A 13491-nucleotide genomic window follows, 5' to 3' on the forward strand; every position below is an offset into this window, starting at 1 on the left:
ACAGCCGCTAGACTGCCTCCTTGATTTGCTAGAGGAGCGCGCGTCAGTCGCGCGTTCCCAATCTTTACATAGGCTTCCTCCCGAAATGATGGACATCAACGAGATTCGCGAATACCTGCCTCACCGTTACCCGTTCCTGCTGGTGGACCGGGTCGTGGATCTGGATGTGGAAGGCAAGCGCATTCGCGCCTACAAGAATGTCAGCATCAACGAACCGTTCTTCAATGGTCACTTTCCTGCGCATCCAATCATGCCAGGCGTACTGATCATTGAGGCGATGGCTCAGGCTGCCGGGATCCTTGGTTTCAAAATGCTGGACGTGAAGCCGGCTGATGGCACCCTGTACTACTTCGTCGGCTCCGACAAACTGCGTTTCCGTCAGCCGGTCAAGCCTGGCGACCAGTTGATTCTTGAAGCCACCTTCATCAGCTGCAAACGCAAGATCTGGAAGTTCGAATGCCAGGCATCGGTAGATGGCAAGCCGGTCTGCTCGGCCGAGATCATCTGTGCGGAACAAAAAGTATGAGTTTGATTGACCCTCGCGCAATCATCGATCCGACGGCCATCCTGGCCGACGACGTCGAGGTCGGCCCTTGGTCGATCATCGGCGCAGGTGTGGAAATCGGCGAGGGGACAGTGATCGGGCCGCATGTAATTCTCAAGGGCCCGACCCGAATCGGTAAGCACAACCGCATCTACCAGTTTTCTTCGGTAGGCGAGGACACGCCCGATCTGAAATACAAGGGTGAAGAAACCCGTCTGGTCATCGGTGACCATAACGTCATCCGTGAAGGCGTGACCATTCATCGCGGGACCATTCAGGACCGTTCTGAAACGACCCTGGGCGATCACAACCTGATCATGGCCTATGCTCACATCGGCCACGACAGCGTCATCGGCAACCATTGCATCCTGGTCAACAACACCGCGTTGGCAGGCCACGTGCATGTTGAAGACTGGGCGATCCTGTCCGGTTTTACCCTGGTTCACCAGTATTGTCACATCGGTGCGCACAGCTTTTCCGGGATGGGCACCGCCATTGGCAAGGACGTTCCAGCGTACGTCACCGTGTTCGGAAACCCTGCCGAAGCTCGCAGCATGAACTTCGAAGGCATGCGCCGTCGTGGTTTCAGCGAAGACGCGATCCACGCCTTGCGTCGAGCCTACAAGGTGGTTTATCGCCAGGGCTTCACGGTAGAGCAGGCACTCGCGGAACTGGCCGAACCTTCAGAGCTGTTTCCGGAAGTTGCGGTGTTCCGTGACTCCATCCAGTCTTCAACCCGCGGCATCACTCGTTAATCGTGGCTAATCTGCGTATTGCGCTGGTGGCGGGTGAGGCTTCCGGTGACATTCTGGGCGCCGGCCTCATGCGCGCGCTCAAGGCACAGCATCCGGCAGTCGAGTTCATGGGGGTCGGTGGTCCGCTGATGCAGGCCGAAGGCCTGACCTCGTATTTTCCGATGGAACGTCTCTCGGTCATGGGCCTGGTGGAAGTGCTGGGTCGGCTGCGCGAGTTGCTCAAGCGCCGCAAGAAGCTGATTGCGGACCTGATCGCCGAGAAACCGGACGTGTTCATCGGTATCGATGCCCCGGATTTCAACCTCAATATCGAACTCAAGCTGCGTCAGGCCGGGATCAAGACGGTGCATTACGTCAGCCCGTCGGTGTGGGCTTGGCGGCAGAAGCGGGTGCTGAAGATTCGCGAAGGTTGCGACCTGATGCTGACGCTGTTCCCGTTCGAAGCGAAATTCTATGAAGAGAAGGGCGTGCCGGTGCGGTTTGTCGGGCACTCCCTGGCTGATGCAATCCCGCTTGAAGCGGATCGCAGCGCGGCACGGGCCGAACTCGGTTTGCCGGAAGGGCCGTTGGTCGCGCTGATGCCCGGCAGCCGCGGTGGCGAGGTCGGGCGTCTCGGCGCGTTGTTCCTCGATACCGCCCAGCGCCTGCGCGCCATGCGTCCTGGCGTGCGGTTTGTCATGCCTTGTGCCAGTCCTCAGCGTCGCGCGCAGCTTGAAGAGTTGCTGGTTGGTCGCGATCTGCCGCTGACTCTGCTCGACGGCAAGTCCCATCTGGCGCTGGCAGCCTGCGACGCAGTGTTGATTGCCTCCGGTACCGCGACCCTTGAGGCCCTGCTGTACAAGCGGCCGATGGTGGTGGCGTATCGCTTGGCACCGCTGACGTTCTGGATCCTCAAGCGCATGGTGAAAAGCCCTTACGTCTCGTTGCCGAACCTGCTGGCCCAGCGCCTGTTGGTGCCTGAATTGTTGCAGGACGATGCAACGGTCGAAGCCCTGGCCCAGACGTTGTCGCCCCTGATAGAAGGTGGCGAAGAGCAGACCCGCGGCTTCGACGAAATCCACCGAACCTTGCGTCTGGATGCCTCCAATCAGGCAGCGGACGCAGTACTGAATCTGATCGGCAAAACACAATGACCAAAGCACAACAGATGGGCCTCGATTTCACCCTGGTCGCCGAAGTAGAAGAGCTGGTTGCCGGTGTTGACGAAGTCGGTCGCGGCCCGCTCTGCGGTGCCGTGGTGACCGCCGCTGTGATCCTCGATCCGAACCGTCCGATCCTCGGTCTCAACGACTCGAAGAAGCTCACCGAAGCCCGCCGTGAAAAGCTCTACGACGAAATCTGCGAAAAGGCCCTGAGCTGGTGCATCGCCCGCGCGGAAGTCGAGGAAATCGACGAGCTGAACATCCTCCATGCCACCATGCTGGCCATGCAGCGCGCGATCGAAGGCCTGCACATTCAGCCAAAACTGGCGATGATCGACGGCAACCGCTGCCCGAAACTGGCCATGCGCGCTGAAGCTGTGGTCAAGGGCGACAGCAAGGTACCGGCCATCGCCGCCGCCTCGATTCTGGCCAAAGTCAGCCGCGACCGTGAAATGGCGGCATTCGAACTGATTTACCCCGGTTACGGGATCGGCGGCCACAAAGGTTACCCGACGCCCGTTCATCTGGAAGCACTGGCACGCTTGGGCCCGACGCCGATTCATCGCCGCTCGTTTGCGCCTGTACGGTTGGCGTATGAAGCGCGCGAAAGCCTCATGGAGAGTTAGTCCCAAGGCTGATGTTTTCGCCAAGGCCCGGTACAATCCGGGCCTTGTTGTTTTCATGACATAACGCAGGATCACTATGCCGGCTTCATTCGTTCACCTACGCCTGCACACTGAATACTCCCTGGTCGACGGTCTGGTGCGGATCAAACCGCTGGTCAAGACCCTGGTCGGCATGAACATGCCTGCCGTAGCGGTCACTGACCAGAACAACATGTGTTCCCTGGTCAAATTCTATAAAGCTTCGATGGGCGCAGGCATCAAGCCGATCTGCGGCGCCGACCTGTGGCTGTCGAACAAGGACCCGGACAACGCCCTGAGCCGGATCAGCCTGCTGGCAATGAACGCTGTTGGCTATCGCAACCTGACCGAACTGATTTCCCGTGGCTTCATCGACGGCCAACGCAATGGTTCGGTGATCATCGAGCGCGAATGGGTGGCCGAGGCCAGCGAAGGCTTGATCATGCTGTCGGCGGCGAAAGAAGGCGAGATCGGCCTGGCCATGCTCAGCGGCAATCCGGCGGAAGCGGAAAAACTGGCGCGCGAATGGATGGCGGTGTTCCCGGATCGCTTTTACCTGGAAATCCAGCGCACCAATCGTCCCAACGATGAAGAACAATTGCACGGCGCCGTGGCCCTGGCCGAGAAAATCGGTGCGCCACTGGTCGCGACCAACGATGTGCGTTTCATCAAGCAGGAAGACTTCGCTGCTCACGAAACCCGTGTTTGTATCGGCGAGGGCCGCGCCCTCGACGACCCGCGACGTTCGAAGAATTACAGCGATCAGCAATACCTCAAAAGCGCCGAGGAAATGGCTGAGCTGTTCAGCGACATTCCCGAAGCGCTGGAAAACACCGTCGAGATCGCCAAACGGTGCAACATCGAAGTGAAGCTTGGCACGCACTTCCTGCCCAACTTCCCGATTCCCGATGGCATGACCATCGACGAGTATTTCCGCAAGGTGTCCTTCGATGGCCTGGAAGAACGGCTGTCCGTTCTGCTGCCCAAGGACACCACCGAAGACTATGAAGCCAAGCGCCAGGTCTACGTCGATCGATTGAATTTCGAGCTGGATATCATCATCCAGATGGGCTTCCCCGGTTACTTCCTGATCGTGATGGACTTTATCCAGTGGGCCAAGAGCAACGGCGTGCCGGTAGGTCCTGGCCGGGGCTCGGGTGCCGGCTCGCTGGTGGCCTATGTGCAGAAGATCACCGACCTCGACCCGCTGGAATACGACCTGCTGTTCGAACGTTTCCTCAACCCCGAACGGGTATCGATGCCCGACTTCGACGTCGACTTCTGCATGGACGGTCGTGACCGGGTGATCGACTATGTGGCCGAGAAATACGGGCGCAACGCGGTCAGCCAGATCATCACCTTCGGTTCCATGGCCGCCAAGGCTGTGGTCCGCGACGTGGCGCGGGTGCAGGGCAAGTCCTACGGCTTGGCGGATCGTCTGTCCAAGATGATTCCGTTCGAAGTCGGCATGACCCTGGAAAAAGCTTACGAGCAGGAAGAAATCCTCCGTGACTTCATCAAGGTTGATGAAGAAGCCGCGGAAATCTGGGAGATGGCGCGCAAGCTCGAAGGCGTTGTGCGTAACGTCGGCAAGCACGCCGGTGGTGTGGTGATCGCACCGACCAAGCTGACCGACTTCTCGCCGATCTATTGCGACGAGGCCGGTGACGGCCTGGTGACCCAATTCGACAAGGACGACGTTGAAGCCGCCGGCCTGGTGAAGTTCGACTTCCTCGGCCTGCGGACCCTGACGGTCATCGACTGGGCGCTGAAAACCATCAACCGCGACCGCGCCAAGGTCGACGAGCCGCCGCTGGACATTGCGTTCATTCCGCTCGATGACAAGCCCACCTACCAGCTGCTGCAAAAAGCTGAAACCACTGCGGTGTTCCAGCTCGAGTCGCGGGGCATGAAGGAGCTGATCAAAAAGCTCAAGCCCGACTGCCTGGAAGACTTGATCGCACTGGTGGCCCTGTTCCGTCCGGGCCCCCTGCAATCAGGCATGGTTGACGACTTCATCAACCGCAAGCACGGCCGCGCCGAACTCGCGTATCCGCACTCGGACTACCAGTACGAGGGCTTGAAACCGGTTCTGGCGCCGACGTACGGCATCATCCTGTATCAGGAACAGGTGATGCAGATTGCTCAGGTCATGGCCGGTTACACCCTCGGCGGTGCGGACATGCTGCGGCGGGCCATGGGTAAGAAAAAGCCCGAAGAAATGGCCAAGCAGCGTGGCGGTTTCATTGAAGGCTGCAAGACCAACAATATCGAAGCCGATCTGGCCGGTAACATTTTTGACCTGGTGGAAAAATTCGCCGGTTATGGCTTCAACAAGTCCCACTCCGCTGCTTACGGCCTGGTTTCGTACCAGACCGCGTGGCTGAAAACGCATTACCCGGCGCCGTTCATGGCTGCGGTACTGTCGGCGGATATGCACAACACCGACAAGGTCGTGACCTTGATCGAAGAAATTCGCACCATGAAGCTGCGTCTCGACGCGCCGGATGTGAATACCTCTGAGTTCAAGTTCACGGTGAATGACGAAGGCCGCATCATTTACGGCCTCGGCGCGATCAAGGGTGTCGGCGAAGGGCCGGTGGAAGCGATCACCGAGGCGCGTCAGGACGGGCCGTTCAAGGATCTGTTCGATTTTTGCGCCCGTGTCGACCTCAAACGCATCAACAAGCGCACGCTGGACGGTTTGATCCGCAGCGGTGCGCTGGATCGTCTGGGGCCCTATTTCCATGACGAACCGAAAGCCTATCAAGCGAGCATCGACCAGAACCGCGCGGTCTTGCTGAATGCGATGGAAGGGGCGATCAAGGCCGCCGAACAAACCGCCCGTACCCACGACAGTGGCCACGCCGACCTGTTTGGCGGCCTGTTTGTCGAGGAAGATGCCGACGTCTACGCCAATCACCGCAAGGCGAAAGAGTTGACCTTGAAGGAGCGCCTGAAAGGGGAGAAAGACACCCTGGGCCTGTACCTGACCGGTCATCCGATTGACGAATACGAGGGTGAAATCCGCCGTTTTGCCCGTCAGCGGATTATTGACCTGAAGCCGGCTCGCGATACACAGACCGTTGCGGGCATGATCATCGCCCTGCGTGTGATGAAGAACAAAAAGGGCGACAAAATGGGGTTCATCACCCTTGACGATCGCTCCGGGCGGATCGAAGCTTCGTTGTTCGCCGACGCGTTCCATTCGGCGCAGTCGCTGTTGCAGACCGACGCGATGGTTGTTGTCGAAGGCGAAGTCAGCAACGACGATTTCTCTGGCGGTTTGCGCCTGCGGGTCAAGCGGGTGATGAGCATGGAAGATGCGCGCACCAACCTGGCCGAAAGTCTGCGTTTGAAGCTGCAGACCAAAGATCTGAAAGGCGATCAGCTACGCTGGCTGGGTGAGCTGTTCAAGCGTCACCGCGGCGCGTGCCCGATCACCATGGAGTACACGAGCCCCGATGCGAAGGCCTTGCTGCAGTTCGGCGAGACCTGGCGAATCGACCCGGCGGATGCGTTGATTCAAGCCCTGCGTGACCAGTTCGGGCGAGACAACGTCTTCCTCCAATACCGTTGACGGTCAGGTGCCTTCCATACGCCCTGATCTCGACCTGAATTTTTAATCTCGACCTGAACGCGCCTCTCCCTTAAGGTAGGGCGCGAATAGACAACCGGCCGGCCCAAGCTCTCTTGGATGTCGACCCAAGACGGACGCCTATGAACCCGAATTTTCTAGATTTCGAACAGCCGATCGCCGACCTGCAAGCCAAGATCGAAGAGTTGCGCTTGGTCGGTAACGACAATTCGCTGAATATCGGCGATGAGATCTCCCGCCTGCAGGACAAAAGCAGCACGCTGACCGAAGACATCTTCGGCAAGCTGACCAGCTGGCAGATCGCGCGTCTGGCGCGTCACCCGAAACGTCCCTATACCCTGGACTACATCGAACACATCTTCACCGAGTTCGACGAATTGCACGGCGACCGTCACTTCTCCGACGACGCTGCCATCGTTGGCGGCGTGGCCCGTCTGGACGACCAGCCGGTGATGATCATCGGTCACCAGAAAGGCCGCGAAGTGCGCGAGAAGGTTCGCCGCAACTTTGGCATGCCGCGCCCGGAAGGCTACCGCAAGGCGTGCCGCCTGATGGAAATGGCCGAACGTTTCAAAATGCCGATCCTGACCTTCATCGATACGCCGGGTGCTTACCCAGGCATCGACGCGGAAGAGCGCAACCAGAGCGAAGCGATTGCCTGGAACCTGCGTGTCATGGCTCGCCTGAAAACCCCGATCATTGCCACCGTAATCGGTGAAGGTGGTTCCGGTGGTGCACTGGCGATCGGTGTGTGCGATCAGTTGAACATGCTGCAGTACTCGACCTACGCGGTGATTTCTCCGGAAGGTTGCGCTTCGATTCTGTGGAAAACCGCCGAGAAAGCGCCGGATGCCGCTGAAGCCATGGGCATCACCGCCGAGCGCCTGAAAGGCCTGGGCATCGTCGACAAAGTGATCGGCGAGCCTTTGGGCGGCGCTCATCGTGATCCTGCGGCGGCCGCAGCATCGATCCGTGCCGAGCTGACCTCGCAACTGGCGATGTTGAAGAAGTTCGATAACGAAGCGCTGCTCAAGCGCCGTTACGATCGACTGATGAGCTACGGTCTCTGATCTGACCTCGCTGTACCCATGTGGGAGCGAGCTTGCTCGCGATGGCGGCTGAACATTCAACAAACAGGTTGGCTGTTACACCGCTATCGCGAGCAAGCTCGCTCCCACATTTGATTTGTGGCCAAGTGAACATTATGAGTTCATCCAGCGTTGATCTACCCACCAGGCTTCTTCTGAACCTGGCTCCCTGGCTCAATGCCACAACCTGGCGCATCGCCTTCTCCGGTGGTCTTGATTCCACGGTCCTTCTTCACCTTCTTGCCCATCTCGCAAAAACCAAGCATTTCCCCGCGCTCAAAGCCATTCACATTCATCACGGCCTTCAGTCTGCGGCGGACGCGTGGCCGGAGCATTGCCAGTCGGTCTGTGATGCGCTGGGTGTACCGCTTGAAGTGGTTCGCGTGCAGGTTCAACCCGGTGCCAGCCTTGAGCGTGCGGCCCGGGATGCGCGTTATGAAGCGTTCACCGAGGCCACTCGGGCCAATGAACTGCTGCTGACCGCCCAGCATCGTGATGATCAGGCCGAAACCCTGTTGTTTCGGTTACTGCGTGGGGCAGGGGTGAGAGGGTTGTCGGGGATGCCACGCCAGCGGGTATTGGGCAAAGGGCATCTGTTGCGACCCTTGCTCGATATCACGCGAGCAGAGTTGGAGGCGTACGCGAACCAGCATTCATTGCGCTGGATCGAGGACCCTTCTAACCAGGACCGACAGTTCTCGCGCAATTACCTGCGGCATCAGGTGTTCCCCGTGCTGACCGAGCGCTGGCCTCAAGCAATGGCGACCATGGCCCGCAGCGCCGCGCATCTTGGCGAAGCGCAGGAACTGCTCGATGATCTGGCGCAAATCGATCTGACCCATGCCAGCTCCATCAGTGAATTCGCTTGGCTGGGGGTACCGTCCCTTGAACTTTCGAAGCTTGCCAACCTGTCCGCTGCTCGTCAGAGAAATGCGCTGAGTCATTGGCTCTCCGCACTGACTCGTTTGCCGGACAGCGACCATTGGTCGGGTTGGGAGGATTTGCGTGATGCTGGCACGGATGCTCGTCCGGTCTGGCGCTTGGCCGATGGTGAATTGCATCGGGCGGGCGGGCGGATCTGGTGGCTGTCGGGCGCTTGGTTGCGAACGCCGCTGCCGGTGTCTGATTGGTCTGATCCCTCGCTATCGTTGAAGTTGCCGGACAACGGCGTGCTCACACTCAGCGGTCAAACCCCCGCTGGCCCGCTGCATATCCGCTATCGTGAAGGGGGTGAGGTCATGAGTCTGCCCGAGCGTGGCCATCGTGATCTGAAGCGTTTACTCAACGAACGCGGTGTTCCGGGCTTCGTCCGTGGCAGATTGCCGCTGCTCTACCAGGGCGAGCAATTGCTGGCGGTAGCCAACGTACGGGGCTTGAATGGCAGTGAGCAAGACGGCTGGAATTTGCATTGGCAGCCACCGAGCGAAGATCAAGGTTTGAGCTGAAAGGGGCTTTCCGGTAGACTACGCTCCCTTCTTGATACAACTTCTGTGGATTCGCCTGAATCGCAGGAGTTGCCGATTACCAAGCAGTCTTTGCTGGGCGATTCCAAAAAATGTGTAGCGAGCAACCTACCGGTGTTTCATCTACCGGTCTGTCCCAACGCGGCGGTTTTTTTGAAAGGTGCACTGTGATTAATGCAGGTGATCGGGGGCTTCGGCCTTCCTTCGCTTTCCCCGGCGGCTCGGACCGCTTTAACGCAGACTTCTAGGGTTTTTCATGACGCGCTACATATTCGTCACGGGCGGTGTTGTTTCTTCATTGGGGAAAGGCATTGCATCGGCTTCATTGGCGGCCATCCTGGAGGCGCGGGGACTTAAGGTCACCATGCTGAAGCTGGATCCGTACATCAACGTCGATCCGGGCACCATGAGCCCGTTCCAGCACGGTGAAGTGTTCGTCACCCACGACGGCGCCGAGACCGACCTGGACCTGGGTCACTACGAGCGGTTCATCCGCACGACCATGACCCAGAACAACAACTTCACCACCGGCCGTGTCTACGAACACGTCCTGCGCAAAGAGCGCCGTGGTGATTACCTGGGCGCGACCATTCAGGTGATCCCGCACATCACCGACGAAATCAAGCGCCGGATCATCAAGGGCGCCGGCGACGCTGACGTGGCGATGGTCGAGATCGGTGGCACCGTGGGTGACATCGAGTCCCAACCGTTCCTCGAAGCGATCCGTCAATTGCGTTTCGAAGTCGGCGCCAAGCGCGCGATGCTGATGCACCTGACGCTGGTGCCGTACATCGCCACTGCCGGCGAAACCAAAACCAAGCCAACCCAGCACTCGGTCAAGGAACTGCGTTCCATCGGCCTGCAACCTGACGTGCTGGTGTGCCGCTCCGATCACCCGATCGATATTTCCTCGCGTCGCAAGATCGCGCAGTTCACCAACGTTGAAGAACGTGCGGTGATCGCGCTGGAAGACGCCGATACCATCTACAAGATCCCGGGCATCCTGCACTCCCAGGGCCTGGACGATTTTGTCGTCGAGCGTTTCGGCCTGCAATGCGGCGGCGCCGATCTGTCCGAGTGGGAAGCCGTGGTCGACGCCAAGCTCAATCCTGAGCATGAAGTCACCATCGCCATGGTCGGCAAGTACATGGAACTGCTGGACGCCTACAAGTCGCTGATCGAAGCGATGAGTCACGCCGGCATCAGCAACCGCACCAAGGTCAACCTGCGCTACATCGATTCCGAAGACATCGAAAACCAGGGCACCGCGCTGCTGGAAGGCGTCGACGCAATCCTCGTTCCAGGCGGTTTCGGTCTGCGTGGCGTGGAAGGCAAGATCACCGCCGTTCAATACGCTCGCGAAAACAAGGTTCCGTACCTCGGCATCTGCCTGGGCATGCAAGTGGCTGTGATCGAGTTCGCTCGTAACGTCATGGGCTGGAAAGACGCCAACTCCACCGAGTTCGATCGCACCAGCGGTCACCCGGTCGTGGGTCTGATCACCGAGTGGGAAGATGCCACCGGCGCGGTCGAAACCCGTACTGAAGCATCCGATCTGGGTGGCACCATGCGTCTTGGCGCACAGGATTGCCTGCTGGAACCGGGTTCCCTGGTACACGATTGCTATGCCAAGGACGTGATCGTCGAGCGTCACCGTCACCGCTACGAAGTGAACAACAACCTGCTGCCGCAAATCATGGAAGCCGGCCTGAAAATCTCCGGTCGTTCCGGTGATGGCGCACTGGTTGAAGTGGTCGAAGCCCCGGATCATCCATGGTTCGTCGCTTGCCAGTTCCACCCTGAGTTCACCTCGACACCCCGCGACGGTCACCCGTTGTTCAGCGGTTTCGTCAAAGCAGCTTTGGCTCAACACCAGAAGAAGGCTTGAACCTTATGGCGCAGAAGATCATCCGCGTAGGCGATATCGAGATTGCCAACGACAAGCCAATGGTGCTGTTCGGTGGCATGAACGTGCTGGAAAGCCGCGACATGGCGATGCAGGTCTGCGAAGAATACGTGAAGGTCACCGAGAAACTCGGTATCCCTTACGTGTTCAAGGCCAGTTTCGACAAGGCCAACCGTTCCTCCGTGACCTCTTACCGTGGCCCCGGCCTGGAAGAGGGCATGCGGATTTTTCAGGACATCAAGCAAGCCTTCGGCGTGCCGATCATCACCGATGTCCACGAGCCTGATCAGGCCGCGGTCGTCGCTGAAGTCTGCGACATCATCCAGCTGCCGGCCTTCCTGTCGCGCCAGACCGACCTTGTGGTCGCGATGGCCAAGACCGGTGCGGTGATCAACATCAAGAAAGCCCAGTTCCTCGCGCCTCAGGAAATGAAACACATCCTGAACAAGTGCGTGGAAGCGGGTAACGATCAGTTGATCCTCTGCGAACGCGGTTCGAGCTTCGGCTACAACAACCTGGTCGTCGACATGCTCGGCTTCGGCATCATGAAGCAGTTCGAATACCCGGTGTTCTTCGACGTGACCCACGCGCTGCAAATGCCCGGCGGTCGCTCCGATTCCGCCGGCGGTCGCCGCGCCCAGGTCCTCGATCTGGCGAAAGCCGGGATCAGCCAGTCACTGGCCGGTCTGTTCCTCGAAGCGCACCCGGACCCGGACAACGCCAAATGCGACGGCCCTTGCGCCTTGCGTCTGGACAAACTGGAGCCATTCCTGGCCCAGCTCAAAGCGTTGGACGAACTGGTGAAGAGTTTTCCGACGGTAGAAACCGCGTAATCCTCATTTCTCCGGTAAAGTACCGCACGATTTGTTGCTCAGGCCCTCGGGCCTGAGCCTTGTCGTCCGCAAGTCTGCCCGTTGCACATCACTTGCCGGCGATAAAAGATTTCCTTCAGCTGCGTCGTTTTCGTCAACTTTGGAGTGTTTACAACAATGGCAAAAATCGTCGACATCAAAGGTCGTGAAGTTCTCGACTCCCGTGGCAACCCCACCGTGGAAGCGGACGTGCTTCTCGATAACGGCATCATCGGCAGCGCTTGCGCGCCGTCCGGTGCTTCCACTGGCTCGCGTGAAGCGCTCGAGCTGCGTGATGGCGACAAGAGCCGTTACCTGGGCAAGGGCGTTCTGAAAGCCGTCGCCAACATCAACGGTCCGATCCGCGACCTGTTGAAAGGTACAGACCCAAGCGACCAGAAAGCCCTCGATCTCGCAATGATCAAGCTCGACGGTACTGAAAACAAAGGTTCCCTGGGCGCCAACGCGATCCTCGCCGTTTCCCTGGCTGCGGCCAAGGCAGCAGCACAGGACCAGGACCTGCCGCTGTACGCACACATCGCCAACCTGAACGGCACTCCGGGTGTCTACTCGATGCCGGTTCCGATGATGAACATCATCAACGGTGGCGAGCACGCCGATAACAACGTCGACATCCAGGAATTCATGGTTCAGCCAGTTGGTGCCAAGTCTTTCTCGGAAGGTCTGCGCATGGGCACCGAGATTTTCCATCATCTCAAAGCTGTCCTGAAGGCCCGCGGCCTGAGCACTGCAGTCGGTGACGAAGGTGGTTTCGCGCCGAACCTGGCGTCCAACGAAGACGCTTTGAAAGTGATCTCCGAGGCCGTAGCCAACGCCGGTTACAAGCTGGGCACCGACGTGACCCTGGCACTGGACTGCGCGGCGAGCGAATTCTACGAAGACGGCAAGTACAACCTGTCCGGCGAAGGCCAGGTGTTCACCGCTGAAGGTTTCGCCGATTACCTGAAAGGCCTGACCGAGCGTTACCCGATCATCTCCATCGAAGATGGCCTGGACGAGTCCGACTGGGCTGGCTGGAAAATCCTCACCGACAAGATCGGCGAGAAGGTCCAGCTGGTAGGCGACGACCTGTTCGTGACCAACACCAAGATCCTGAAAGAAGGCATCGATAAAAAGATCGCCAACTCGATCCTGATCAAGTTCAACCAGATCGGCACCCTGACCGAAACCCTGGAAGCCATCCAGATGGCCAAGGCTGCTGGTTACACCGCCGTGATCTCGCACCGCTCCGGCGAAACCGAAGATTCGACCATTGCCGACCTGGCTGTGGGCACCTCGGCTGGCCAGATCAAGACCGGCTCCCTGTGCCGTTCCGATCGCGTTTCCAAGTACAACCAACTGCTGCGTATCGAAGAGCAGTTGAATGGCAAAGCCAAGTACAACGGTCGCAGCGAATTCCGCGGCTGATTGCTACAAGGTAAAAAAGACACCGGATTGTGTCGGAAAAATCGCTACAGCGGCGTTTTTGCCACTAATCTG

At 58.9% G+C, this 13491-nt stretch carries 10 protein-coding genes; all 10 read left to right on the plus strand.

Annotated features, from left to right (window positions below; all coding sequences use genetic code 11):
* Positions 1–85: 85 nt before the first annotated feature.
* The 10 genes from fabZ (at position 86) to eno (ending at position 13419) form a co-directional block, all read left to right on the plus strand.
* Positions 86–526, plus strand: a complete 441-nt coding sequence (gene fabZ, locus Q7W83_RS05830; protein WP_008028982.1) for a 3-hydroxyacyl-ACP dehydratase FabZ — start codon at positions 86–88, stop codon at positions 524–526.
* Positions 523–1299: an acyl-ACP--UDP-N-acetylglucosamine O-acyltransferase gene (lpxA, locus tag Q7W83_RS05835; protein WP_150638893.1), complete on the plus strand. Its 777-nt coding sequence runs from the start codon at positions 523–525 to the stop codon at positions 1297–1299. The genes fabZ and lpxA overlap by 4 nt, the downstream gene beginning before the upstream one ends.
* A gap of 2 nt (positions 1300–1301) precedes the next feature.
* Complete coding sequence (lpxB, locus tag Q7W83_RS05840; protein WP_150630807.1) at positions 1302–2432, plus strand: lipid-A-disaccharide synthase; 1131 nt, start codon at positions 1302–1304, stop codon at positions 2430–2432.
* On the plus strand, positions 2429–3067 hold the full coding sequence (gene rnhB, locus Q7W83_RS05845; RefSeq protein ID WP_150630806.1) for a ribonuclease HII: 639 nt from the start codon (positions 2429–2431) through the stop codon (positions 3065–3067). Before lpxB ends, rnhB begins: the two co-directional genes overlap by 4 nt.
* Before the next feature lie 76 nt (positions 3068–3143).
* On the plus strand, positions 3144–6665 hold the full coding sequence (gene dnaE / locus Q7W83_RS05850) for a DNA polymerase III subunit alpha (protein WP_150630805.1): 3522 nt from the start codon (positions 3144–3146) through the stop codon (positions 6663–6665).
* A gap of 140 nt (positions 6666–6805) precedes the next feature.
* A complete protein-coding gene (locus Q7W83_RS05855; protein ID WP_150630804.1) occupies positions 6806–7753 on the plus strand; it encodes an acetyl-CoA carboxylase carboxyltransferase subunit alpha in 948 nt (315 codons plus the stop codon).
* A 134-nt stretch (positions 7754–7887) separates the two neighbouring features.
* Entirely contained in the window at positions 7888–9216 is a 1329-nt protein-coding gene (tilS, locus tag Q7W83_RS05860) for a tRNA lysidine(34) synthetase TilS (RefSeq protein ID WP_473655779.1), read from the plus strand.
* 274 nt (positions 9217–9490) lie between these two features.
* Positions 9491–11122 carry a CTP synthase gene (locus tag Q7W83_RS05865; protein ID WP_150630802.1) on the plus strand — a complete coding sequence of 544 codons (1632 nt, stop codon included), beginning with the start codon at positions 9491–9493 and terminating at the stop codon, positions 11120–11122.
* 5 nt (positions 11123–11127) lie between these two features.
* Positions 11128–11973, plus strand: coding sequence for a 3-deoxy-8-phosphooctulonate synthase (kdsA, locus tag Q7W83_RS05870; RefSeq protein ID WP_150630801.1), 846 nt, complete (start codon positions 11128–11130; stop codon positions 11971–11973).
* A 156-nt stretch (positions 11974–12129) separates the two neighbouring features.
* Positions 12130–13419 (plus strand): phosphopyruvate hydratase, encoded by a 1290-nt coding sequence (eno, locus tag Q7W83_RS05875; protein WP_150630800.1) that lies wholly within the window; start codon positions 12130–12132, stop codon positions 13417–13419.
* Positions 13420–13491 lie beyond the last annotated feature (72 nt).

This window comes from Pseudomonas sp. 300 (genome assembly GCF_055803035.1).